The sequence below is a fragment of the Mesorhizobium sp. B2-6-1 genome, from assembly GCF_006440475.1.
In the GTDB taxonomy this organism is placed as follows: domain Bacteria; phylum Pseudomonadota; class Alphaproteobacteria; order Rhizobiales; family Rhizobiaceae; genus Mesorhizobium.
In genome coordinates, this window is sequence record NZ_VFUH01000007.1 from 217,431 (window position 1) to 242,535 (window position 25,105).

The following is a 25,105-nucleotide window of genomic DNA, read 5'->3' on the forward strand; positions in this document are numbered from 1 at the left end:
TACTGAAACGTTACAGATTGTCACGACCGGTGTTCGACCAGGCTGTGGCCGAGGTCGAAAGTCCGCATGGGCTCGCCGCCGAAAAGCGTTGGGAATCAGCAGGAAAGGCATTGGGAGCAAGCTTCTTGCGAGCTTTCTGTCTTGCCATGTGGGATTTTGCGTATTGCGCTGCACAACGGGCTCCATCCCGAAAGGATTTTGTTCGCGGCTCGAAAAATATCGAACTGACTTTCAAGGGAAGGGTTGCGCATATCTTGCAATTGCCGTATCGAAAATCTGTAACGTTTCAGATTCTGGGAGGAAACCGAAATGCGATACAAATTCCTGACCGCCGCGCTTGCGGCGACGGTGGCGTTGAATTTTGCCGGGCCGGCGGCCGCAACCGATCTGGAAGTCACCCATTGGTGGACATCCGGCGGCGAGGCCGCGGCGGTCGCCGAACTCGCCAAGGCCTTCGACGCAACCGGCAACCACTGGGTCGACGGCGCCATCGCCGGGTCCGGCGGCACGGCGCGGCCGATCATGATCAGCCGCATCACCGGCGGCGACCCGATGGGTGCCACCCAGTTCAATCACGGCCGGCAGGCGGAAGAGCTGGTGCAGGCAGGCCTGATGCGCGACCTCACCGATGTCGCCACCAAGGGCAAGTGGACCGAGGTCGTGCGGCCGAAGAGCCTGCTCGACGGTTGTACCATCGACGGCAAGATCTATTGCGTGCCGGTCAATATTCACTCCTGGCAGTGGCTGTGGCTGTCGAACGCGGCCTTCGAGAAGGCGGGCGTGCCGGTGCCGAAGAACTGGAACGAATATGTCGCCGCCGCCCCGGCGCTGGAAAAGGCCGGCATCGTCCCGCTCGCGGTCGGCGGGCAGGCCTGGCAGGCATCGGGCGCCTTCGACGTACTGCTCGCCGCAGTGGGCGGCACCGACACCTTCCTCAAGGTCTACAAGGACAAGGATGCGACGTTCGCCGCCGGTCCCGAAGTCGCCAAGGTCTTCAAGGCGGCCGACGATGCGCGCAAGATGGCCAAGAACACCAATGTCCAGGACTGGAACCAGGCGACCAACATGGTCATCACCGGCAAGGCCGGCGGCCAGATCATGGGCGACTGGGCGCAGGGCGAATTCCAGGTCGCCGGCAAGACCGCCGGCAAGGACTATACCTGCCTTCCCGGGCTTGGCCTGAACGAGGTCATCGCCACCGGCGGCGACGCCTTCTACTTCCCGCTGCTCAAGGACCCCGACAAGTCCAAGGCGCAGGAAGTGCTGGCCGAGACCTTGCTCGATCCCAAGACCCAGGTCGCCTTCAATCTCAAGAAAGGCTCGCTGCCGGTGCGCGGCGACGTCGACCTCAACGCGGCCAATGATTGCATGAAGAAGGGCCTCGACATCCTGGCCAAGGGCGCTGTCATGCCCTGGACGGACCAACTGCTCTCGCAGGACAGCCAGAAGCAGAAGGAGGACCTGTTCTCGGAGTTCTTCGCCAAGCCCGACATGACGCTCGAAGAGGCGCAGAAGCGCTTCGCCGACATCATCGCCTCGGCCGATTGACCGCCGACGAGCCGTCTCGCTCCCGACCCGGCCACCGCAGGGCCGGGAGCGAGGCGTGCTGACCTTGCCGCCCTTACCCGATCCAGCATGGCTGCACCGATGAGCAAGAGCGAACGCCCGAGCCAACTCTTCCGCAATCTCAATGCGAAGGTCGCCTCGATCCCGATGATCCTCACCGCGCTGGTGGTGTTTGTCGGCGGCACGGCCTGGACGGTGCTTTATTCCTTCACCAATTCGAAGCTTCTGCCGCGGCTGCATTTCGTCGGGCTCGACCAGTACTACCGGCTGTGGGCGACGCCGCGCTGGCTCGTCTCGATCGAGAATCTCTTGATCTACGGCGTGCTGTCGCTCGTCTTCTCGCTGGTAATCGGCTTCCTGCTTGCGGCCCTGCTCGACCAGAAGATCCGTTTCGAGGACACGTTCCGCACCATCTTTCTCTATCCCTTCGCGCTTTCCTTCATCGTCACCGGCCTCGTCTGGCAATGGCTGCTCAATCCCGATTTCGGCATTCAGGGAGTGGTTCGCGACCTCGGCTGGACGAGCTTCAATTTCGATCCGCTCTACAATTCGAGCATCGTCATCTACGGCATATTGATCGCCGCGCTGTGGCAAGGCACCGGGCTGATCATGTGCCTGATGCTGGCCGGCCTGCGCGGCATCGACGAGGACATCTGGAAGGCCGCGCGGGTGGACGGCATCCCCACCTGGAAGACCTATCTCTTCATCATCATCCCGATGATGCGACCGGTCTTCATAACCACGCTGGTGATCATCGCGTCGGGCATCGTCAAGGTCTACGACCTCGTCGTCGCGCAGACCAGCGGCGGTCCCGGCATTTCCTCTGAAGTGCCAGCCAAATATGTCTACGACTACATGTTCTTCGCCCAGAACCTCGGCCAGGGTTTTGCCGCCTCGACCATGATGCTCTTGTCGGTGATGATCGTCATCGTGCCGTGGGCCTATCTCGAATTCGGGGGCCGCAAGCGTGTCTGATCATGCCGTCTCCCTGGCCGCGTCCCCCGCCGCCATTCGCGCCGATGCCTCGGGGCCGAGCGGACCGAAGCCCCGGCACATGTTGTCGCGCCGCAACATCTTCCTGTACGGCACGCTCATCGTGGTGGCGCTCTATTACCTGCTGCCGCTCTACGTGATGGTTGTCACCTCGCTCAAGGGCATGCCGGAAATTCGTCTCGGCAACATCTTCTCGCCGCCGGTCGAGATCACGTTCGAGCCGTGGGTCAAGGCATGGTCGCAGGCCTGCACCGGTCTCAACTGCGACGGTCTCTCTCGCGGCTTCTGGAACTCGGTGCGCATCACCGTCCCCTCGGTGATCCTGTCGATCGCAATCGCCTCGGTGAACGGCTACGCGCTGGCCAATTGGCGCTTCAAGGGCGCCGACACGTTCTTCGTCATCCTGATCGTCGGGGCCTTCATCCCCTATCAGGTGATGATCTATCCGATCGTCATCATCCTGCGCGAGATCGGCCTCTATGGCAGCCTGAGCGGCCTGGTGATCGTGCATTCCATTTTCGGCATGCCAATCCTGACGCTCTTGTTCCGCAACTATTTCACCTCCATGCCGGAGGAACTGTTCAGGGCTGCGCGCGTCGATGGCGCCGGCTTCTGGGGCATTTATCTGCGCATCATGTTGCCGATGTCGCTGCCGATCTTCGTCGTCGCCGTCATCCTGCAGGTGACCGGCATCTGGAACGACTTCCTGTTCGGCGTCGTCTATACGCGCCCCGACACCTATCCGATGACGGTGCAGCTCAACAACATCGTCAACTCGGTGCAGGGGGTGAAGGAATACAATGTCAACATGGCCGCCACCATCCTGACCGGGCTGGTGCCGCTGGTCGTCTACTTTATTTCCGGCAAATTGTTCGTGCGCGGCATTGCCGCCGGCGCGGTGAAAGGGTGATGTCGATGGCGGCAAACGGCACCAGCGTTTCGATCCAGGACCTGTCGCTGAACTTCGGCTTGGTCTCGGTGCTGCAGACGCTCAACCTCGACGTCGCCGAGGGCGAGTTCATAGTGCTGCTCGGACCCTCGGGTTGCGGCAAGTCGACCTTGCTCAACTGCATCGCCGGACTGCTCGACATTTCGGACGGCCGCATCTTCATCAAGGGCAAGAACGTCACCTGGGAAGAGCCCAAGGACCGCGGCATCGGCATGGTGTTCCAGTCCTACGCACTCTATCCGCAGATGACGGTGGAGAAGAACTTGTCCTTCGGGCTGCGCGTCGCGGGCGTGCCCAAGGACGAGATCGCGAGGCGCATAGCGCGCGCCGCCGAGATCCTGCAGATCGAGCCGCTGTTGCAGCGCAAGCCTGCGGCGCTCTCCGGCGGCCAGCGCCAACGCGTGGCGATCGGGCGCGCGCTGGTGCGCGACGTCGACGTGTTCCTGTTCGACGAGCCACTGTCGAACCTGGACGCCAAGCTGCGCTCCGAACTGCGCGTCGAGATCAAGCTTTTGCACCGCAAATTGCAGAACACCATGATCTACGTCACGCATGACCAGATCGAGGCGATGACGCTGGCCGACCGTATCGCGGTCATGCGCGGCGGCGTCATCCAACAACTCGACGCGCCGCAGACCATCTATAACAAACCGGTCAACCGCTTCGTCGCCGGCTTCCTCGGTTCGCCGGCGATGAACTTCATTGACGGCAGGCTCGAGAAAGACGCTGGCAACTGGTTTTTCGTGGCCGACAATCTCAAGGTTCCACTCGGCACCTATCATTTCGACAAGCAACCGGAAGCCGGCCCTGCCGTGTTCGGCATCAGGCCCGAGCATGTCAGCCTGAACAGCGGCACGGGCTGGCCATTCTCGACGGCGGCCAATGTCGAGGTGGTCGAACCGATGGGGTCCGACACGCTGGTGTGGCTGAAGCTTGCAAAGCAGAATTTCAGCGTCCGGGTCACCTCGGAACGGACCCCCAAAAACGATGAGGCGGTGACGGTGGGCTTCGACCCGATGCGCGCCTCGCTCTTCGACGCCCAAACCGGCAGCCGCATCTAAAGCCCGATAACCATCCCCCAAGCAGAACGGACAAAGACGATGAACTGGTCATTCCAACTTTACAGCGCGCGCAATTTTCAGCCCTGGGAAGGCGTGCTCGAGATGCTCGGCAAGCTCGGCTACACAGAGGTCGAAGGCTTCGGCGGCGTCTATGACGATCCCAAGGCCTTCCGCGCTCAACTCGACAAAAACGGCCTTGCCATGCCGACCGGGCATTTCTCCATCGATGCGCTGGAGAAGGATTTCGACGGCGTGCGCAGGATAGCTGAAGCGCTCGGCATCAAGCTTTTGATCTGCCCCTATCTCATGCCTGAGTCCAGGCCGTCGGACGCTGCCGGCTGGCGCGGCTTCGGCGAACGCCTTGCCAAGGTCGGCGAGACGGCGAAGAAGGCCGGCTACGGCTTTGCCTGGCACAATCATGATTTCGAGTTCAAGAAACTCGCCGACGGCTCGCTGCCGCAGGATCACATCCTGGCTTCCGCGCCCGACATCGGCTGGGAGATGGATGTCGCCTGGGTGGTGCGCGGCGGCGCCGATCCGCTGCCCTGGATCGAAAGGCACGGCAAGCGCATCGTTGCCGTTCACGTCAAGGACATGGCAAGGCCGGGCGAGGGGCTGGACGAGGACGGCTGGTCGGATGTCGGCCACGGCACGATCGACTGGGCCGGCCTGATCAAGGCGCTGCGGGCCAAGAGCGCGGCCAAATATTTCGTCATGGAACAGGACAATCCCAATGACATCGAGCGCTTCGCCCGCCGTTCGATCGCAACCGTAACGGCCTATTAGGAACAAGCATCATGGCAAACAAACTTGGCGTCGGCGTCATCGGCTGCGGCAACATCTCGAAAGCATATTTCTCGCTGGCGCCGCTGTTTCGCGGCATCAGGATGCGGGCTTGCGCCGATATCAACATGGGCGCCGCGAAAGCGCGGGCGAAGGAGTTCAAGCTGCGCGCCGAGACGGTCGAGGACCTGCTCAAGGCCGACGACATCGACATCATCGTCAACCTGACCATTCCGGCCGTGCACTACGAAGTGTCGAAACAGGTGCTCGACGCGGGCAAGCATGTCTATTCGGAAAAGCCCTTCGTGCTTTCGGTCAAGGAGGGGCTCGACTTGAAGAAGCGGGCGGAGAAGAAGGGACTTCGCATCGGCTCGGCACCCGACACCTTCTTCGGCGGCGCGCATCAGTTGGTGCGCAACCTGATCGATACCGGCAAGCTCGGCAGGATCACCAGCGGCACCTGCCATGTCATGGGGCACGGCATGGAGCACTGGCACCCCAATCCGGACTTCTTCTTCCAGCCGGGTGCCGGCCCCGTGCTCGACATCGGGCCGTATTACATCACCAATCTGATCCAGCTGATCGGACCGGTGAAGCAGGTGGCGGCCTTCGCCACAACCCCGGCCAAGGAACGCACGATCAGTTCGAAGCCGCGCGCGGGCGAAAGGATCCCGGTCAACACGCCGACCACCATCCACGGCCTGCTGGAGTTCGAGAACGGAGCCGTGATCACGCTCAACACCAGCTGGGACGTCTGGAGCCACGGCCATGCGCCGATGGAGCTCTATGGCGAGATGGGGAGCGTGTTCGTGCCGGATCCGAACTTCTTCGGCGGCGACGTGCGCTTCACCGAAGCGGCCAAGCCGGTCAAGAAGCTGCCGAAATGGCAGCATCCGTTCGGCGTGCCCAACGAGATGCATTCGCAGGGCATGATGGCCAATTATCGCACCGCCGGTCTCGCCGACATGGCGATTGCGATCTCCGAGGGCAGGCCGCACCGCTGCTCGATGGAGCTGGCGCTGCACGCCGTCGACGTCATGACGGGAATCCTGCGCTCGGGCGAAACCGGCAAGTTCGTCGCCATGCAGACCACCTGCGAACGTCCAGCCGCGCTCGGCATCAAGGAAGCCAAGGCGCTGATGGCGAAGAAGAGCTAGATCGCGGATTATCGATAATTTTGATGAACCCTCTCCCCGTTTTCGCGGGGAGAGGGTAAGGGTTGGGGCGCAGGGCCTGCGCGTCGCGTTCGCGATGACAGTGCCCAGTCCATCCAGCTTCGAGGATTTTCCCCATGCCCTATGTCGCCGCCGAAAACCGCTATGAAAAAATGGTCTATAACCGCTGCGGGCGGTCCGGCCTGAAGCTGCCGGCGATCTCGCTGGGGCTGTGGCACAATTTCGGCAACGACACGCCGCACACGACCAAGCAGGCGATCGTGCGCAAGGCCTTCGACCTCGGCATCACGCATTTCGACCTCGCCAACAATTACGGGCCGCCGTCCGGCTCGGCCGAAATTGCATTCGGTGAGATACTGCGCACCGACTTCGCCGCCTACCGCGACGAACTCATCATCTCGACCAAGGCCGGCTACGAGATGTGGGCGGGGCCCTACGGCCAATGGGGTGGACGCAAATATTTGCTGGCCAGCCTCGACCAGAGCCTGAAGCGGATGGGGCTCGACTATGTCGACATCTTCTATTCGCACCGCTTCGATCCGGATACGCCGCTGGAGGAAACGATGGGCGCGCTCGACCATGCGGTGCGCGCGGGCAAGGCGCTCTATGTCGGCATCTCGTCCTACAATTCGCAGCGCACGCGCGAGGCGGCCGATATACTGAAGCGGCTCGGCACGCCTTGCGTAATCCATCAGCCGAGTTATTCGATGCTGAACCGCTGGGTCGAGGACGATGGCCTGCTCGATACGCTCGATGGGCTGGGCGTCGGCTCGATCGTGTTCTCGCCGCTGGCACAGGGCATGCTGACCGACAAATATCTCGGCGGCATCCCCGAGGGCAGCCGTGCCTCCCAGGGCAAGTCGCTGCGGCCGGCCTTCATCAACGACAAGACCATCGCCAACATACAGGCGTTGAACGCGATCGCGGGCCGTCGTGGCCAGACGCTGGCGCAGATGGCGCTGGCGTGGGTGCTGCGCAAGGGCAAGGTGACATCGGCGCTGATCGGCGCCAGCCGGCCGGAGCAGGTGGAGGACTGTGTCGGCGCGCTGGAGGCGCCCGACTTCAGCGACGCCGAGCTTGCCGAGATCGACAATTACGCGCGCGAGTCCGACATCAATCTGTGGGCAGCCTCGGCCGAGCGCAACGGCCCGCCGAGGAAGTAGGCATGGAAGCCGGTAGACGACGGCGGGAGCCCTCCCGCCGTTGTCTTCGCGGAATGCCGCGCCAGCGCGTTTCAACAGAGGAGTAGCAAAGACAGCGGTTCGTCGCTATCTGAACGGGGGCGGCCGTTTGCATATGGAAACGACGTGTATGTGACACGAGGCAGGTCGGAAACAGGATCATGGCGGCAAGGGATGTGCTGACGAAGAACCAGCTGTGCGTGCTCGAGAAACTCGAGGCCGCCAGCGGGCCGCTCAGCGCCTACACCTTGCTTGACCAACTGCGCGAGCGGGGTTTCCGCGCGCCCCTGCAGGTCTACCGCGCGCTCGACACGCTGGTGAAGTCCGGCTTCGTGCATCGGCTGGAAAGCCTCAATTCCTTCGTCGCCTGCGTCGAACCGCACGATCACAGCCATTCCATGACCGCCTTCGCCATCTGCGACACATGTGGCCAGGTGAGCGAAATGTCCGACCATGATGTCGGTCACCGGCTGGACGAATGGGTGCGCTCCACCGGCTTTGCCGCCAAGAAGGCGGTGATCGAGTTCCGCGGGACCTGTGCCAAGTGCCGGGCGCAAGCTGCCTGAAATGTGTTGATATTCAGGTGATGTCGGCTGGCGCTAGTGCGCCTCGTCCCAATTGTTCGCCGCTCGAGCGTCCACATGCAGCGGCACCGACATGGACACCGCCGGCATGGCCGCGTTCTCCATGACATGGCGCACGACGGGGATCGTCGCCTCGACTTCCGCCTCGATCGTCTCGAAGATCAGCTCGTCATGCACCTGCAAGAGCATGCGGGCCGAAAGCCTGGCCTTCTCCAGCGCCTCGTCCATGCGCACCATGGCGCGGCGGATGATGTCGGCGGCGGTGCCTTGCAGGCGCGCGTTGATCGAGGCGCGCTCGTTGAAGGCGCGGATCGAGGGATTGGAGGACCGGATCTCGGGGTAGTGGATGCGGCGGCCGAAGATCGTCTCGACGAAACCGTGCTCGCGGGCATAGGCCTTGGTCTCTTCGATATAGTCGCGGATGCCGGGGAAGCGCTCGAAATATTTTTTGATGTAGTTGCTGGCCTCCTCGCGCGGGATCGACAGCTGGTTGGCGAGGCCGAAGGCCGAGATGCCGTAGATGATGCCGAAATTGATCGCCTTGGCGCGGCGGCGCACTTCCGAAGGCATGCCCTCCACGGGCACGTTGAACATTTCCGAGGCGGTGATGGCGTGGATGTCGGCGCCGTCGGCGAAGGCCTGCCGCAATTGCGGGATCTCGGCGACATGGGCGAGCACGCGCAATTCGATCTGGCTGTAGTCGGCCGAAACCAGGCGGTTGCCCTTGTCGGCGATGAAGGCTGTTCTGATCCTGCGGCCTTCGGCGGTGCGCACCGGGATGTTCTGCAGGTTCGGGTCGGAGGATGACAGGCGCCCCGTCGTCGTCGCGGCGAGCGCGTAGGAGGTGTGGACCCGCTTGGTGTCCGGGTTGACGAAGCCGGGCAGCGCATCGGTGTAAGTCGATTTCAGCTTGGTCAGCTGGCGCCAGTCGACGATCTTGCGCGGCAGTTCGTGGCCTTCCGCGGCAAGGTCTTCCAGAAGTTGCGCCGAGGTCGACCATTGGCCGGTCTTGGTCTTGGAGCCGCCGGGCAGACCCATGCGGCCGAACAGGATGTCGCCGAGCTGCTTGGGCGAGCCGATGTTGATGCGCTCGCCGACGAGCTGATAGATTTCTTCCTCGAGCCGGGCTGCGCCCTGCGCCAGTTCGCCCGACAGCCGCGACAGGATCTGCCGGTCGACCGAGATGCCGCGCTGTTCCATGCGCGCCAGCACCGGCACCAGCGGCCGTTCCAGCCGCTCATAGACCGACACCAGGCCCTTGGCGGCGAGCCGCGGCTTCAGCACCAGCCAGAGCCTGAGCGTCACATCGGCGTCCTCGGCCGCGTGGGCGGTCGCCTTGTCGACGTCGACCTGGTCGAAGCCGACGGAATTTTTCCCGGAGCCGGTCACGTCCTTGAGCTGAAGCGGACTATGGCCCAGCCATTTCTCGGCAAGCGCGTCCATGCCGTGGCCATGCGAGGTGCCGGCATCGAGCACGTAGGAGATCAGCATGGTGTCGTCGAAAGGGCCGACGTCGATACCGTAGCGGCTCATGATGACGAGATCGTATTTCAGGTTCTGCGCGATCTTGAGGACAGACTTGTCCTCGAGCAGCGGTTTCAGCACGGCCAGCGCCTCGCGCAGCGGGATCTGGTTGTCGATCGGACCACCGCCGAGCAGGTCGCCATTTCCGCTCCTGTGGGCGAACGGCACATAGGCGGCGCGACCTGGCGCCGTCGCCAGCGACAAGCCGATCAGTTCGGCCTGCATCGGATCGGGCGACGTCGCGCGGGCATCGAAGGCGACGATGCCGGTCTCCAGCGCCTCGGCGACCCAGGCCTTCAGGCTGGCGACGTCGCGGATGCACTGATAGGCCGAAATGTCGATCTTGCGGGCGGTGGCGGCCTCCAGGCGAAGCGCCGACAGAAGCGAGGGGGTGTTGCCCTCCTTCGTGCCGCCGGCTGCGGCCAGGGCCGTCTCGCCGTCCTGCTTCGCCTCGGCGCTGGGCGCGACTGGCGCGCCGGCGCCGACGTCCGGCCCATGCGCGGAGTCGGCGCGTTCGACCGTCACAGCGATCGCCTGGACGTCGCTTGCCTCGGTTCCCGTCGTTTCCGCCACGCGGCGGGTCAGCGAAGAGAATTCCATGGTCTTGAGGAAGCCGATCAGCTTCGGCCCGTCCGGCGCGTGCAGGACGAATTCGTCCAGCCCCTCGGCCACCGGCACATCGTTCTTCAACGTCACCAGTTGGCGCGAGATGCGCGCCTTGTCGGCATTGGCGATGATGGATTCGCGTCGTTTCTCCTGCTTGATCTCGCCGGCGCGCTCAAGCAGTCCGTCTAGGTCGCCGAACTGTTCGAGCAATTGCGCCGCGGTCTTCGGTCCGATGCCCGGCACGCCGGGAACATTGTCGACGGAATCGCCGGTCAATGCCTGCAGGTCGATCATCTTCTCCGGCGGCACGCCCCATTTCTCGATGACCTCGGGAATGCCGATCTGGCGATCCTTCATCGGATCGTACATGCTCACCGTCGGGCCGACCAACTGCATCAGGTCCTTGTCGGAGGAGATGATGGTGGTGTCGCCGCCGGCCTCGCAGGCCAGCCGGCAATAGGTCGCGATGAGGTCGTCGGCCTCGAACCCTTCCATCTCGAGACAGGGCAGGTTGAACGCCCTGGTCGCCTGGCGGATGAGGCCGAATTGCGGGATCAGGTCTTCCGGCGGCGCCGAACGGTTGGCCTTGTATTCGGGATAGAGATCGTTGCGGAAGGTTTTCGACGAATAGTCGAAAATGACGGCGAAATGCGTCGGCACGATGCCGACATCGGTGTTGCGGGCATCCTGCATCAGCTTCCAAAGCATGTTGCAGAAGCCGGACACGGCGCCGACCGGCAGGCCGTCGGACTTGCGGGTCAGCGGCGGCAACGCATGATAGGCACGGAAGATGTAGCCGGAGCCGTCGACAAGAAAGAGATGATCGCCTTTTTTCATGCGGGCAGGGATAGCGCGGCGCGGCGGCTTGGTCCATGCCAAAGGCACCGCTTCCAGCAACACCCTGACAGGCAGGCGACAGGTTGGTTGGAAAGAGGTGAAATCGGCATTATTTTCGCCCGCGGGACTGCCTGGCTCCGTCCGTCCAACGGCCGCTCACGGCCATGTTACAAAAGTGTAATATTCGTGCCCTTGAATCGCCACGTTCGAGGACACAGATAAATGGCATCGGCAATTTTCGCCGACGTCCGGAGCAAGGCCCGTCCCCCGCCTATCCCGGACACCTGCGGCAGCCTATCCCCCCTCTCCGGGCTGCCGCATCGTTTCGAGTAGAAGGGCCGCCGTGGTTCCCCCTCCACCACGGCGGTCTTTTTTGTTTCGAATACGCGCTTGGAGCCCGTGGTCCAATGGTCCCGGGCTTTTCGTTTGTCCGCTCTGCCTTTAGGGTTCCGGCACTGAATCGAAAGGCTCATCAATGTCAATTTCCCCCGTTCTCGACCGTCTCGACAAGAATCTCGACCAGAGCCTGGAGCGCCTGTTCGGCCTGCTCCGGATCAGGTCGATCTCCACCGATCCGGCCTATGCCGCCGATTGCCGCAGGGCGGCCGAATGGCTGGTGGAAGAACTCAAGGTGATCGGCTTCGACGCCAGCGTCCGCGACACGCCCGGCCACCCGATGGTGGTTGCGCATCATGACGGGCCGGCCGGTTCGCCGCATGTGCTGTTCTATGGCCACTATGACGTACAGCCGGTCGATCCGATCGAGCTTTGGGAAAACGAACCGTTCGCGCCGGCGGTCAAGGAGATCGAGCCCGGCCACAAGGTGATCACCGGGCGCGGCTCGGCCGACGACAAGGGTCAGTTGATGACCTTCGTCGAGGCTTGCCGGGCCTGGAAGCAGGTGCATGGCAATCTGCCGTGCCGCATCACCATCCTGTTCGAGGGCGAGGAGGAGTCGGGCTCGCCGTCGCTGAAGCCCTTCCTCGAAGCCAATGCCGATGAACTCAAGGCTGATTTCGCGCTGGTCTGCGATACCAGCATGTGGGACCGCGACACGCCGTCGATCTGCGTGGGGCTGCGCGGGCTGGTCGGCGAGGAGATCACCGTGAAGGCCGCCGACCGCGACCTGCATTCGGGTCTCTATGGCGGCGCCGCTGCCAACCCGATCCGCATCCTGGCAAAGGTGCTGGCCGACATTCACGACAAGGACGGCCATATCACCATCCCGGGCTTCTATGACGGCGTCGAGGAAACGCCCTCGCAGATCCTGAAATCATGGGAAACGCTGGGCGAAACGGCCGAGACGTTCCTTGGCCCCGTCGGCCTGTCGATCCCGTCGGGCGAAAAGGGCCGCTCGCTGCTGGAACTCACCTGGGCACGGCCGACGGCCGAGTTCAACGGCGTCACCGGCGGCTATACCGGCAAGGGCTTCAAGACGGTGATTGCGGCGCAGGCCTCGGCGAAAGTATCTTTCCGCCTCGTCCACAAGCAGGATCCCAAGAAGATCCGCGCCGCCTTCCAGCAATTCGTCAGGGAGCGCATTCCGGCCGACTGTTCGGTCGAATTCCACCCGCATGGTGGCTCGCCGGCGATCCAGCTTTCCTACGACTCGCCGTTCCTGGCCAAGGCCAAGACGGCGCTGTCGGACGAATGGCCGAAGCCGGCGGTGACGATCGGCAGCGGCGGCTCGATCCCCGTGGTCGGCGATTTCCAGACCTATCTCGGCATGGAATCGCTGCTGGTCGGTTTCGGCCTCGACGACGACCGCATCCACTCGCCCAACGAAAAGTACGAGTTGAGTTCGTTCCACAAGGGCCAGCGCTCCTGGGCACGCATTCTGGACGCGCTGACGCGCTGAGCCGGGAACTCACGAAAGGCGGGAAAATCAAGTTTATGTTGATTTTTCCACCGATCACGGCAAGGACGGGTTGCCAGCGCAACGTGCTGGAGCGCGCGCGTCCGCTCGATGGATGCGCGATGCCGAAAGCGCGACCCCGGAGAAGACGATGAGCGATATCCGTTTCCACAAAAACGATCTGCCCGACCTGTCCCGCTACAATGTCGGGGCGGTTGCCATCGATACGGAAACGCTGGGACTGAACCCGCATCGCGACCGGTTGTGCGTGGTGCAGATTTCACCCGGCGACGGCAGCGCCGACGTCATCCAGATCGCGCCGGGCCAAAAGGAAGCGCCGAACCTCGTCAAGCTCTTGGGAAACCACAGCGTGACCAAGCTGTTCCACTATGGGCGCTTCGACCTTGCCGTGCTCTACCATGCATTCGGTGTGATGCCCGAGCCGGTATTCTGCACCAAGATCGCCTCGCGGCTGACCCGCACCTACACCGACCGGCATGGGCTCAAGGACATCTGCTTCGAGCTTCTGGGCGTCGGCCTGTCCAAGGCGCAGCAATCGTCGGACTGGGCGGCCGAAACGCTGTCGCCCGAACAACTCGAATACGCCGCATCCGACGTGCTCTATCTGCACCGGCTGCGCGACGTGCTGGCGGCGCGGCTGGCGCGCGAGGATCGCACGAAAGAGGCCGACGCCTGTTTCCGCTTCCTGCCAACACGCGCCAAGCTTGACCTCATGGGCTGGGACGAAGAGGATATTTTCGCTCATAGCTGACGGCGTCGCGGCGCTGCCGCCGATGTTCCGTCCGGGACCAGATGCCGGCCGTCGTGTTCCGTCGGCTCGAAAAGAGGGATGACATGGCGGATAGGAAGCCCATATCGACCGCGCCCACCGACGGCTCCAAGGTCACCGTGACCTGGAAGGACGGCGACGGCGTGCTCAACGAATCCATCGCGCAATACCGGGACGGCGGCTGGTGGGTCTACATCGACAGCGATACGCAGAAGAAGGTCGAGCCGACGAGCTGGCGGCCCGCCGGGAGCGACGACGGCGACCAATGAGCAGGCCGCTGGCGAGGGCGGCGGCTTTCGCATAGCCTGAAGCCATTGATATCGAGGCCGATTCGGGGCTTTCCGCTCCGCGCTCGCCTCTTGCTCGGAGGGAAATCGCCATGGGCGTCGAAAGCCTGCTCGTCTTCATCATCATCGGTGCCATCGCCGGCTGGCTCGCCGGTCTCATCGTCTCCGGTTTCGGCTTCGGCCTGATCGGCAACATCATCGTCGGCATCATCGGCGCGTTCATCGCGGGCTGGCTGTTCCCGCGGATCGGCTTGTCCATCGGCGGCGGCATCCTCGCCTCGATCATCCACGCCACGATCGGCGCCATCATCCTGCTGATCCTGGTCAGGGTCCTGAAGCGAGCCTGAGGCCGGGCACCGAGGAGCGCGCCATGAAACAGAATACGCTTTATCTCGTCATTGGCGCGCTCGTCGTCGTGGTCATCGCGCTCGGCGTCTACGTCTACCGCGAACAGACCAAGCCGAAAGGCGTTGAACTCAAGATCGACGACAAGGGCATCTCGATCCAGCAGAACTGAACGGAGCCCGGGCTTGCCGGCTCCGCATTGCTCCCCACGCCTGACTATCGCTGCCTGCCGGATTTAACCCGCCTTTAAACCGCCGCATCTACTCTGCAACCCGAACGCCATAGGCATCGGGATATCAAGCGCAGCGCATGGCGAACCGCAGAGACAGCCGCATCGAACCCAGTTTCGAGGGACCGCCACAAGCGAGATCCCAGACCGGTCTTTCGGTGAGCGAGGAGGATCGCGTCGTGCCCAGCAACCGCAAAGCCTCCGCCAAACGCAAACCGCCAAAGGCAAAATCGTCGCGTGCCAGGCGCGGCAGGAGCCGGCGCGGCCTGTTCGGCGTGCTCGGCCGGCTGGTCTACTGGTGCTTCGTGCTGGCCATCTGGGGCGGCATCGCCGTGGCCGGCGTCGTCGTCTACTACGGTGCCAAGATGCCGGCGGCCACGACCTGGTCGATCCCCGATCGCGCGCCCAATATCAAGATCGTCTCCGCCGACGGCCAACTGCTCGCCAATCGCGGCATGAGCGGCGGCGAGGCGGTCGGCCTGCACGAAATGTCGCCCTACATCCCCGAGGCGGTCATCGCCATCGAGGACCGCCGCTTCTATTCGCATTTCGGCGTCGATCCGATCGGCCTGTCGCGCGCCATGGTCGCCAACCTCGCCGGCGGGCATTTCTCGCAAGGCGGTTCGACGCTGACGCAGCAACTGGCCAAGAACCTGTTCCTGACGCCAGACCGGACGTTGGAGCGCAAGGTGCAGGAGGTGCTGCTGGCGCTGTGGCTGGAGCACAAGCACACCAAGGACCAGATCCTCGAAATGTACCTCAACCGGGTCTATTTCGGCTCGGGCGCCTATGGCGTCGAAGCGGCCTCGCGCCGTTATTTCGGCAAGAGCGCGCGCGATGTCACCTTGTCGGAGGCGGCGCTGCTTGCCGGTCTCCTGAAGGCGCCGTCGCGACTGTCGCCGGCGCGCGATCCCAAGGCCGCCGAGGACCGCGCGCAGCTGGTGCTCGCCGCTATGCGCGACGAAGGCAAGATCAGCGCCAAGGAACTGACCACGGCGATGAGCGCGCCGGCGACGCGCGCGCCGTCCTACTGGACAGGCTCGGAAAACTACGTCGCCGACACCATCATGGAAGAGCTGCCCGATCTGATCGGCGACGTGCGCGGCGACATCGTCATCGATTCCACCGTCGACCTGAACCTGCAGAAGCTCGCGGAACAATCGATCCGCCGGCTGATCGATGAAAGCGGCAAGAAGCTCAACGTCACCCAGGGCGCGCTGGTGTCGATCGACGATTCGGGCGCGGTGCGTGCCATGGTCGGCGGCTACGATTATTCGACCAGCCAGTTCGACCGCGCCTCGGAAGCGCGCCGGCAGCCCGGTTCGGCGTTCAAGCCGTTCGTCTACATGGCCGCCCTCGAGGCCGGCCGCACGCCCGACAGCGTGCGCAACGATGCGCCGATCAAGATCGGCAAATGGACACCCGACAATTACGGCGGCAAGTATTTCGGGAAGGTGACGCTGGCAACCGCCTTGGCGAAGTCGCTGAACTCGGTGGCGGCCCAGCTGACCATGGAAGTGGGGCCGGACGCAGTGGTCGAGGCGGCGCATCGCATGGGCATCCAGTCCGATCTGCAGGCCAACACCTCGATCGCGCTAGGCACGTCGGAAGTGACGCCGCTGGAGCTGACCTCGGCCTATGTGCCTTTCGCCAATGGCGGCTACAAGCCGGACATCCATTTCATCCGCCGCGTGACATCAGCCGAGGGCAAGGTGCTGTACGACGCCGGCAGCGGCAGCGCGCCGCGCGTGGTGAAGCCCGAGATCGTCGGCATGATGAACTCGATGATGACCGGGACGGTGGAGATCGGCACGGCCAGGAAGGCGGCCTTCACCTGGCCGTCGGCCGGCAAGACCGGCACCAGCCAGAATTCGCGCGACGCCTGGTTCGTCGGCTACACCGCCAATCTCACCACCGGCGTATGGTTCGGCAATGACGACGGCAGCCCGATGAAGAAGGTCACCGGCGGCGCGCTGCCGGCGCAGGCCTGGCACGAGTTCATGGTCGCCGCGCATGAGGGCGTGCCCGTGCGGCCGCTGCCTGGTACCTGGAAATCGACGCCGGCCGATAGGATCGTGCCGGACGAAATCCCGTCGGCCGATGCGACACAGCCGGCTCCGAAGCCGCAAGCGCCTGTCGGCCAGTCGGCGCCCGCTGCCGTCGCGGCGCAGCCAGCGCCGGTTCGCGCGCCCCGCCCGGCCCAGACGGTCGACGCCGACGGTTTCGATATGCCGGGCGACTCCGGAACCACCGCCTCGGTCGGACATCCGGTGCCGCCGGGCAGTGTCGGCGGTCCGCTCAAGAAGCGGCAGACGTCGATCCTCGACATTCTCGGCGGAGGCTAGCGGCAACTCGCCTCTCGCCAGCGCCACACCGTTCGGCTACACCTCCCGACATGGCAGAGATCGACACCAGGAAGACCATTGTGCTGACCGGCGCCAGCCGTGGCATCGGCCATGCCACGGTCAAGCGTTTCTCGCGCGAGGGCTGGCGCGTCATCACCTGCTCGCGCCAAGCGTTTGCCGAGGATTGCCCGTGGCCGGCCGGGCCCGAGGACCACATCAAGGTCGATCTCGCCGACCAGGAGGATGTCGGCATCGCCGTCTCCGAAATCCGCCACCGGCTCGAGGCGCATGGCGGGCAGCTGCACGCGCTGGTCAACAATGCCGGCATTTCGCCAAAGCTCAAGGACGGCAACAGCCGCATGAACTCCATCGACACGCCGATGCATGTCTGGCGCGACGTGTTCCAGGTCAATTTCTTCGCGCCGATCATGCTGGCGCGCGGGCTGTTCAAGGAACTGGCATCGGCGAAAGGGTCGATCGTCAACGTCACCTCGATCGCCGGCACCCGGGTGCACCCCTTCGCCGGCACCGCCTATGCGACATCGAAGGCGGCGCTCGGCTCGCTGACGCGCGAGATGGCGCATGATTTCGGCCCGCACGGGATCCGCGTCAACGCCATTGCGCCGGGCGAAATCGACACCGCGATCCTGTCGCCGGGCACGGACAAGATCGTCGAGACCATTCCGCTCAGGCGGCTGGGCACCACGGCCGAGGTCGCCGACATCATCTTCTTCCTGTGCTCCGGGCAGGCGTCTTATGTGACCGGCTCGGAAATCCACATTAATGGCGGCCAGCACGTGTGATGGGGCAGGTCTCAGCCTAGGGATCGTTCATCCGGTCATGGTGAGAACGGCCTTGCCGCTGAAGCTGCGCTGTCGCAGAGCGTCCAGGGCTTGGGCGATGTCGGTCCATGGCATGGTCAGGGCGACGCGGGTTTCCAGCCGGCCGGCCGCAACGAGAGCGAGCAGCGAGGCGATGTCCGAGCCAATGCCCGCGCCAGACGTGTAGTAGGCGAAAGTCTGAAGCCTCGCCCCCTCGTGACCCGGAACGAACTGGCGGAACCCAATTGGCGTGAGTTCGCCACTGCTCGAGCCGAACATGACCATCGTCCCGCCAGGAGCGACGCGTTCGATCGCGTGGGCAAGGCTTTGGCCGCCGACCGATTCGGTGATCAGCGAGAACGGCCCCTCAGCCAGTTCGATCGCCTCGACGACTTGCCCGGCACCCAGGCGGCGGAGATCCTCGCCATGCCGGGAGGCCGCGACCGCGGTCACGCTCGCGCCCTGTTCGCGCGCGATCTGGATCTGGAAACGGCCGACCGCTCCACTTGCGCCGGTGATCAGGACCCGTTGGCCGGCAAGGTCGCCGCCATGGCGCAAAGTCCTGAGCGCGGTGGTGCCCGCGACCGGAAGCGTGGCCGCGGAAACGAAGCTGACGTCATCCGGCAGGACGGCGAGGCGGTCAGTCGAAACCGCGACGCGTTCGGCCCAGCCCGCCTGGTCGACCAGAGCCGCGACCCGGGCGCCCACGGCTGGCCCGGAGCCGTCGGCCGCTGGCCGTTCGACGATCCCGACGAGGTCCTGGCCGGGTATCCAGCCGTCCGGGCGTATGGTGAGCAGGCGCAATTCGCCGCGATTCAACGAGGTTGTGTGGACCGAGACAAGCGCCTCGTTTGCGAGAGGCCGTGGGTCCTCGACCTCGGCAAGCGTCAGTCCGGCGGGGCTGTCGGAAGACATGACTAGGGCGAGCATGAGACGTACCTTCCTGCTGGTTTGTGGATGCAAAGCGCGGTGGCATCCTGATCAACCGGGTGCATGGGCAAGCTGGAACCTATCGACTTCCCAGCTTGAAGAATTTAGCTATCGTGGCGTTTAATCGCTAAAAGCCGTCAATCATGAGACAACCTCTTCGTTACCCATGGCTCGATTTCAATGTGGATGACGTCCTCGCACCGGCAATCGCCGTGCGCGTCGACGTTACCGAAACCAGGGCCGAAGTCCCCTCCCATCGGCATCGCAAAGGCCAACTCGTCTTCGCGCTCGGCGGTGGCGTCACATGCCGCGTCCCGAGCGGCCTGTGGATGGTGCCGCCGCATTGCGGGGTGTGGATTCCCGGCGACATGGAGCACAGCAATATCGCGACCGCCAACGCCCGGATCTTCTTCGTCTACATCGAGCCGGGAGCCGCCGAATTGCCGGACCGGTGCTGCACCCTTTCGGTCTCGCCGCTGCTGCGCGAACTGATCATCGAACTGTCCGATGGCGTGGGGGATGATGAGGCGAGGGATGCGCTTTTGATCATGACGCTGCTTGCCGAGCTGCCGCGCATGCCTGTCCAGCGGCTGCATCTGCCGATCTCATCCGAGCCGCGATTGAGGCGGATCGCCGAAGCGTTGGCGCAGGATCCCGCCGACCGCAGCACATTGTCGCAATGGGCCAGCCGGGTTGCGCTCAGCGAGAGCAGTCTCGCCCGTCTCGTCGTGAAGGAGACTGGCCTAAGCTTCGGACGCTGGCGCCAGCAGTTGCATCTGATCGTCGCAATTCGAGAACTGGCCTCCGGTGCGAGCGTGCAGCAGGTCTCCGGCGATCTCGGCTATGATTCCGTCACCGCCTTCATCACCATGTTCAAAAAGGCGCTTGGCAAGCCGCCGGCAAAATACCTCGGCAGCGTCGCGCAAAATGGCGGCTCTGCCTTCGTGGCGTGATCAACCTGGCTGCAGGCGGAGCACCTCGAGCATCCATTGTTGGACCAGGCGACGCCTTGTAGATTCGAACGACACCTTGGAGATGGAAACATGGCGCTCAAGCGGATGGACAACGTAGGAATCGTCGTCGAAGACCTCGGAGAGGCGGTTGATTTCTTTCGCGAACTCGGCCTCGAGCTTGAAGGACGGGCCACGATCGAAGGAGAATGGGCCGGACGTGTCACCGGACTGGGCGATCAGCATGTCGAGATTGCCATGATGCGCACACCGGACGGCCATAGCCGGCTCGAGCTCTCCCGCTTCCTCAGGCCGCCTGTCGTCGCAGATCACCGGAACGCCCCGGTCAACGCCCTAGGGTACCTGCGCGTCATGTTCACCGTGGATGACATCGACGAGACGCTTGAAAGGCTCCGCACGCGCGGCGCGCAGCTCGTAGGCGAAGTAGTCCAGTATAAAGACGTGTATCGGCTCTGCTACATCCGTGGGCCTGAGGGGTTGCTCATCGGACTCGCCCAAGAACTCGGTTAAGCGCAATACGAAGAAATGGCAGGAGTGGCCGATGTCAGCGGGCGCGTCCAAGGCCGCCCCACCTGTTCGAGGTCCAGCCCTCCACGGTCGGCCGCGTTCTCGCTAAGCACGGATTAGGTCCGTGCAGGATCGGCTCAGGCGGCGGACGGTTCAGCCGCCCGCGGCTTGTGACCAAGCACCTCTTCCACGATGCCGCGCGCGATCTCGCGTTCGCCCATGATCACCGTATCGGCGCCGAGCCCTTTGAGATGCTCGACCTCGGCATCGGAATGGGCGCGGGCGACGACGTTGATGGCGGGATTGGCGGCGCGCGCACGCAGAACGATCTGACCGGCCTCGAAGGCATTGGGGATGGCCAGGATCAGCCGTTTCGCGCCTTCGGGATTGGCGGCTGCAAACACTTCGGCATTGGCGGCGTTGCCCGCCACTGTCTCGGTGCCCTCGGCCTTGAGCTTCACCAGTGTCTTGTCGGCATCCTCGACCACCAGGAAGGGCAGGGCGGCTTCCTTCAACGCAGCGCCGACGAGACTGCCGACACGGCCGTAGCCGATCAGGATCGCGTGGCCGCTAAGGGCTGTTCTTGGCGGCGGCCCATCTTCCTGCTTCGCCGCCGAGGCGACGGAAGCCACCTGGCCGGGCTCCGTCGCCGGGCCGACCGGTTTGGGCTCCACAGGCGGCGCCGTCCTGGCGGCGCGGGCCTCGAGCCATGGCTTCATCCAGTCGATGACCAGAAACATCACCGGGTTGAGCACGATCGAAAGGATGGCGCCCGCCAGGATGAGATCGCGCCCCTGTTCGGGCAGCAGTTTCAGCCCGACGCCGAGTTCGGCCAGGATGAAGGAGAACTCGCCGATCTGGGCAAGGCTCGCCGAAATCATCAGCGCCGTCGCCAGGGGATAACCGAAGGCGACGACGATGAGGAAGGCCGCCAGCGACTTGCCGACGACGATGATGGCGAGCGTTGCCAGAATCGGCAAGCCGTTGCTGAACAGGCTGAACGGGTCGAACAGCATACCGACCGAGACGAAGAACAGCACCGAGAAGGCATCGCGCAGCGGCAGCGATTCCTCCGCGGCGCGGTGGCTGAGTTCGGACTCGCTCATGATCATGCCGGCGAAGAAAGCGCCCAGTGCCAGCGAGACGCCGAACAGCTTGGCCGCGCCGAAGGCGACGCCAAGCGCTATCGCCAGCACCGAAAGCCGAAACAGCTCGCGCGAGCCGGTATGGGCGACATAGTGCAGGATCCAGGGAATGACGCGGCGGCCTACCACCAGCATGACGATGACGAAGGCGGCGACCTTGGCCAGCGTGATGCCGACGACGCCCCAGATGCCGTAGCTCGCGGGCAGCGACAGCAGGCCGCTCGCATGGGCATCCGCCTGCTCCTGGCCGCCAAGCACGCCGGCAAGCGCCGGCAAAAGCACCAGGGCCAGCACCATGGCCAGGTCCTCGACGATCAGCCAGCCGACGGCAATGCGGCCGCGCTCGGTCTCGATCAGGCGGCGCTCCTGCAGGGCGCGCAGCAGCACCACGGTCGAGGCCACCGACAGCGCCAGGCCGAAGACCAGTCCTGCTCCAGCCGACCAGCCGAGCATCCAGGAAAGCCCCGCGCCGAGTGCCGTGGCAAAGCCGATCTGGACGATGGCGCCGGGCACGGCGATGGCGCGGACCGACAGGAGATCCTTCAGCGAAAAATGCAGGCCGACGCCGAACATCAACAGGATGACGCCGATTTCGGCGAGCTCATTGGCAAGGCCGGCGTCAGCGACGAAACCGGGCGTGTTCGGCCCAACCAGCACGCCGGCCACGAGATAGCCGACCAGCGGCGGAATGCGGAAGCGGTTGGCGAGAGCGCCGAAGACGAAAGCGAGCCCCAGACCGGCTACGATGGTGGCGATAAGGGGAGTGTCATGCGGCATTGTCTATGGAGCGCCTTTCAAGCCAGCGATGCAGGATATGCGCCGCCCGAAGCCGCCGCCTGTTTGCAATATGGTGGATTGGGTGTCGGCCACGCAACCCCGCTAAACCGGGAATTGCCGGTGAAGCGACAAATACCTCGCCGGTGGGCAAGCAAGCCGGAATTCGAAGGTCAGCCGAAATCATGCGCCGCAACGGCGGCGCTCGATCGCCAACGATCAAGCTGCCCGCAACAGGGCCTCGATCTCGAATACCGCGTGGTTGGTCAGCGTCTTGGGAATTTCCGCGCTGACCTTGTCGCTGACTTCCTTGTGCAGGATCTTGCGCATCGCGCCGAGCACGAGCGGCGGCGCGATGAGGATGATTTCGTCAAAAGAGCCTCGATGAGCCAGCTTGTAGAGCCGTTCGGCGAGTTCGTCGGCAAAGCGCTCCTTGCCGATCCGATGCCAATCCGTCTCCTCGACCGCGCTGCGGTGAACCGAGGGACCGTCATTGTAGCGACCGGGACTGTCGCTGCCTTGCTCGCGCGTTGGCGGGTTGTCCTGCCTCACTTCCTGCACCACTTCGAGGTTCGGAAATTTGGTGTCACCTGCATTTCTGAGGAAGAGCGCTTTTTCTCCGTCGGCCACCATGATCCAGATGCCGTGCTTCAACTTGATCGCGCTCATGACGCCGGGCTCCTTCCTTCGCTGCCGCCACGCTTGGCTTCACGCCGCGGCCAGGTATGATTTTGAATTGCGCATGCGGAAGGAACGCGCCTCGATCCGGTAATGTTCCAGCCAAAAAGCCAGGTCATACGGGCGCTCCGTCGAGGTGGAGGCGCGCGCACGACCGCCAGGCAGCTTTAATCTACTAAATTAGTAGAATTTAGAAAAAACGGTTTTGTCATAAAGCGCGTTCGGCCCAAAAAAGAGGAGAAATCAAGGCCCGCGACAGCGGCTTGATGCCGGTCTCCGCAACAAGGTGGAATATTTTTCTCTTGGCTGCGGCCCTTTAGAAAAAGCGATTGCATCCCGGAAGGTGATGCGCGAGTGGGTTTCTTCAGCTTTTTCGCGCCCACGCGTAGAAGTGAAGACCAGATCAGGATTCCGTTCGTATCCATGCCGCAGCCCGCCCCCAAGCTCAATGCCTTCCCCGTCTTCGTACGGGTCGAGGACGAAGCCGTAACGATCGTCGGCGGCGGCGACGAAGCGTTGGCCAAGGCACGATTGCTTGGGCAGTCCAGCGCTACGCTGCGCATCGTCGCGGAGAGCGCCTCACCGGACATGCTCGGCTTCATCGCGCAGAGCGGCGCCACCCACATCGCGGCCTATGAGGCGAGTCGGCTGGAAGGCTCGGTGATGGTGTTCGCTGCCAGCGGCGATGAGGCGCTCGACCGGCGCGTTGTCCAGGATGCGCGCCGGCTCGGCATCCCCGTCAATGCGGTGGACCGGCCGGAGCTTTGCGATTTTTTCACCCCGGCGCTGGTCAATCGCGCACCGGTCGCGATCGCCATCGGCACGGAAGGCGCTGGGCCGGTGCTGGCGCAAATGCTGCGTGCCCGCATCGACCGCATGCTGTCGCCCTCGTTGGGCAGGTTGGCGGCTCTCGCCGCGTCCTTCCGGGCCGCCGCTGAAAGCCTGCCCAGGGGCAATTCGCGCCGCCGGTTCTGGAGCGAGTTCTTCGGCGGTGCGCCGGCGCGCGCCGTCGAAGCTGGCAAGCTTTCGCAGGCGCATGACGCAGCCGCCGATCTTCTGCGTTCGGCTGCATCCGCTTCAGGCCATATCGCCCTGGTTGGCGCGGGCCCCGGTGCCGAGGACCTTTTGACGCTGCGTGCGCATCGCCTGCTGATGGAGGCCGATGTCATCGTCCACGACGCGCTGGTGCCGGAGGCTGTCGTCGCCATGGGCCGACGCGACGCCGAGCGGCTGGCGGTCGGCAAACGCAAGGGCTGTCACACCAAGAGCCAGGCCGAGATCAATGCGCTGCTGGTCGAGCTTGGCCGCGAAGGCAAGCGTGTGGTGCGGCTGAAGTCGGGCGATCCCCTGGTGTTCGGCCGGGCCGGCGAGGAGATGGCGGCGCTGCGTGATGCCGGCATCGCCTATGAGGTGGTTCCGGGCGTTACCGCTGCTTTCGCTGCCGCCGCCGATTTCGAATTGCCGCTGACGCTGCGTGGGGTTTCCTCCTCGATGGTGTTCACCACCGGTCATGATCTCAAGGGCAATTCGCTGCCCGACTGGGCCAAGCTTGCCATTTCGGGTGCCACCGTTGCTGTCTATATGGGCCGCTCGGTGGCCGCGGAGGTTGCCGGCCGGCTGATCGAGGCCGGGCTTTCGCCCGATACGGCGGTAGCCGTGGTCGAGAATGCCAGCCTCGGCAATCGCCGCCGTTTCCACGGCACGCTTGCCGACCTGCCGTCGTTGGAAGCGCGCTCCGATCTCTCAGGTCCGGTCATGACCATCATCGGCGATGCGGTCGCCGGCGCCAATTTCGAACGGTCCGAACCGCTCGCGGCACACAGGCATGAAGGTGCGCCCATAGCTGCCACCGAGGGAGTTCAGCAATGAAGATACTGACCGCCAACCGGCTCGCCGACGGCATCGCCGTCTGGTACGCAGACGGCGGCTGGGCCGAGAGGGCGGACCATGCCGACCTCGCCCATGACAAGGCGGCCGAGGATCGCCTGGAAGCGATCGGTGCCAAGGCCCACGCCGACAACGAAGTCCTCGACGTCAACCTCATCGATGCCGAAATCGTGAACGGCGTTGTCGAGCCGGTGCGGTTGCGCGAGAAGATCCGCGCCGCGGGCCCGACCATTCGCAACGATCTTGGCAAGCAGGCCTCCCGGGCGGCGTAAGCCCAGACCA

Annotated in this window: 23 protein-coding genes; 19 read left to right on the forward strand and 4 right to left on the reverse strand. The window is 64.0% G+C overall.

The annotated features are described in order from the left end of the window. The first annotated feature begins 309 nt into the window (after positions 1-309). The 8 genes from FJ443_RS16850 (at position 310) to FJ443_RS16885 (ending at position 8,274) form a co-directional block, all read left to right on the forward strand. Positions 310-1,548 (forward strand): ABC transporter substrate-binding protein, encoded by a 1,239-nt coding sequence (locus tag FJ443_RS16850; protein ID WP_140500285.1) that lies wholly within the window; start codon positions 310-312, stop codon positions 1,546-1,548. A 99-nt stretch (positions 1,549-1,647) separates the two neighbouring features. After that, positions 1,648-2,541: a sugar ABC transporter permease gene (locus FJ443_RS16855; RefSeq protein WP_140500283.1), complete on the forward strand. Its 894-nt coding sequence runs from the start codon at positions 1,648-1,650 to the stop codon at positions 2,539-2,541. Beyond that, positions 2,534-3,469 carry a carbohydrate ABC transporter permease gene (locus FJ443_RS16860; protein ID WP_140657266.1) on the forward strand — a complete coding sequence of 312 codons (936 nt, stop codon included), beginning with the start codon at positions 2,534-2,536 and terminating at the stop codon, positions 3,467-3,469. The genes FJ443_RS16855 and FJ443_RS16860 overlap by 8 nt, the downstream gene beginning before the upstream one ends. Further along, a complete protein-coding gene (gene ugpC, locus FJ443_RS16865) occupies positions 3,469-4,569 on the forward strand; it encodes a sn-glycerol-3-phosphate ABC transporter ATP-binding protein UgpC (protein WP_181168322.1) in 1,101 nt (366 codons plus the stop codon). Before FJ443_RS16860 ends, ugpC begins: the two co-directional genes overlap by 1 nt. Positions 4,570-4,608: 39 nt before the next feature. Beyond that, a complete protein-coding gene (locus tag FJ443_RS16870) occupies positions 4,609-5,355 on the forward strand; it encodes a sugar phosphate isomerase/epimerase (RefSeq protein WP_140664965.1) in 747 nt (248 codons plus the stop codon). A gap of 11 nt (positions 5,356-5,366) precedes the next feature. Continuing rightward, complete coding sequence (locus FJ443_RS16875; protein ID WP_140566058.1) at positions 5,367-6,509, forward strand: Gfo/Idh/MocA family oxidoreductase; 1,143 nt, start codon at positions 5,367-5,369, stop codon at positions 6,507-6,509. Between the two features lie 134 nt (positions 6,510-6,643). After that, positions 6,644-7,690, forward strand: coding sequence for an L-glyceraldehyde 3-phosphate reductase (gene mgrA / locus FJ443_RS16880; protein WP_140664968.1), 1,047 nt, complete (start codon positions 6,644-6,646; stop codon positions 7,688-7,690). Positions 7,691-7,869: 179 nt separating this feature from the next. Beyond that, positions 7,870-8,274, forward strand: a complete 405-nt coding sequence (locus FJ443_RS16885) for a Fur family transcriptional regulator (RefSeq protein ID WP_140500273.1) — start codon at positions 7,870-7,872, stop codon at positions 8,272-8,274. Positions 8,275-8,307: 33 nt separating this feature from the next. Here FJ443_RS16885 and polA read toward each other — a convergent pair whose 3' ends face one another. Then, positions 8,308-11,259 (reverse strand): DNA polymerase I, encoded by a 2,952-nt coding sequence (polA, locus tag FJ443_RS16890; protein WP_181169822.1) that lies wholly within the window; start codon positions 11,257-11,259, stop codon positions 8,308-8,310. 475 nt (positions 11,260-11,734) lie between these two features. Here polA and FJ443_RS16895 point away from each other — a divergent pair, with 475 nt between their 5' ends. From FJ443_RS16895 to FJ443_RS16925, 7 genes are all read left to right on the forward strand, one after another. Then, the gene (locus tag FJ443_RS16895; RefSeq protein ID WP_140664971.1) at positions 11,735-13,117 is read left to right on the forward strand and encodes a M20/M25/M40 family metallo-hydrolase; all 1,383 of its coding nucleotides are present in this window, start codon (positions 11,735-11,737) and stop codon (positions 13,115-13,117) included. 148 nt (positions 13,118-13,265) lie between these two features. Beyond that, positions 13,266-13,886: a ribonuclease D gene (locus tag FJ443_RS16900; protein WP_140500266.1), complete on the forward strand. Its 621-nt coding sequence runs from the start codon at positions 13,266-13,268 to the stop codon at positions 13,884-13,886. 83 nt (positions 13,887-13,969) lie between these two features. Beyond that, positions 13,970-14,173 carry a hypothetical protein gene (locus FJ443_RS16905; protein ID WP_140547282.1) on the forward strand — a complete coding sequence of 68 codons (204 nt, stop codon included), beginning with the start codon at positions 13,970-13,972 and terminating at the stop codon, positions 14,171-14,173. 110 nt (positions 14,174-14,283) lie between these two features. Next, a complete protein-coding gene (locus FJ443_RS16910; RefSeq protein WP_140500262.1) occupies positions 14,284-14,538 on the forward strand; it encodes a GlsB/YeaQ/YmgE family stress response membrane protein in 255 nt (84 codons plus the stop codon). A gap of 23 nt (positions 14,539-14,561) precedes the next feature. Continuing rightward, positions 14,562-14,708, forward strand: a complete 147-nt coding sequence (locus tag FJ443_RS16915) for a hypothetical protein (protein WP_140500260.1) — start codon at positions 14,562-14,564, stop codon at positions 14,706-14,708. Positions 14,709-14,845: 137 nt separating this feature from the next. Beyond that, positions 14,846-17,110, forward strand: coding sequence for a transglycosylase domain-containing protein (locus tag FJ443_RS16920; protein WP_140500258.1), 2,265 nt, complete (start codon positions 14,846-14,848; stop codon positions 17,108-17,110). Positions 17,111-17,160: 50 nt separating this feature from the next. Next, complete coding sequence (locus FJ443_RS16925; protein WP_140500256.1) at positions 17,161-17,913, forward strand: SDR family oxidoreductase; 753 nt, start codon at positions 17,161-17,163, stop codon at positions 17,911-17,913. A gap of 27 nt (positions 17,914-17,940) precedes the next feature. Here FJ443_RS16925 and FJ443_RS16930 read toward each other — a convergent pair whose 3' ends face one another. Beyond that, positions 17,941-18,861, reverse strand: a complete 921-nt coding sequence (locus FJ443_RS16930) for a zinc-binding dehydrogenase (RefSeq protein ID WP_140664974.1) — start codon at positions 18,859-18,861, stop codon at positions 17,941-17,943. A gap of 143 nt (positions 18,862-19,004) precedes the next feature. On the opposite strand from FJ443_RS16930, the gene FJ443_RS16935 reads away from it, so the two are divergent. Further along, positions 19,005-19,814, forward strand: coding sequence for a helix-turn-helix transcriptional regulator (locus tag FJ443_RS16935; protein ID WP_140522536.1), 810 nt, complete (start codon positions 19,005-19,007; stop codon positions 19,812-19,814). Positions 19,815-19,904: 90 nt separating this feature from the next. After that, on the forward strand, positions 19,905-20,342 hold the full coding sequence (locus FJ443_RS16940; protein WP_140500250.1) for a VOC family protein: 438 nt from the start codon (positions 19,905-19,907) through the stop codon (positions 20,340-20,342). A 134-nt stretch (positions 20,343-20,476) separates the two neighbouring features. Here the strand turns inward: FJ443_RS16940 and FJ443_RS16945 are convergent, their stop codons facing one another. Next, positions 20,477-22,261 (reverse strand): cation:proton antiporter, encoded by a 1,785-nt coding sequence (locus tag FJ443_RS16945; RefSeq protein ID WP_140560241.1) that lies wholly within the window; start codon positions 22,259-22,261, stop codon positions 20,477-20,479. Positions 22,262-22,477: 216 nt separating this feature from the next. Further along, entirely contained in the window at positions 22,478-22,927 is a 450-nt protein-coding gene (locus FJ443_RS16950) for a host attachment family protein (RefSeq protein WP_140500246.1), read from the reverse strand. Positions 22,928-23,359: 432 nt separating this feature from the next. On the opposite strand from FJ443_RS16950, the gene cysG reads away from it, so the two are divergent. Together cysG and FJ443_RS16960 are read left to right on the forward strand one after the other, a co-directional pair. Then, positions 23,360-24,805 (forward strand): siroheme synthase CysG, encoded by a 1,446-nt coding sequence (gene cysG, locus FJ443_RS16955; protein WP_140558382.1) that lies wholly within the window; start codon positions 23,360-23,362, stop codon positions 24,803-24,805. Beyond that, positions 24,802-25,095 (forward strand): DUF2849 domain-containing protein, encoded by a 294-nt coding sequence (locus FJ443_RS16960; protein WP_140500242.1) that lies wholly within the window; start codon positions 24,802-24,804, stop codon positions 25,093-25,095. The genes cysG and FJ443_RS16960 overlap by 4 nt, the downstream gene beginning before the upstream one ends. Positions 25,096-25,105 lie beyond the last annotated feature (10 nt).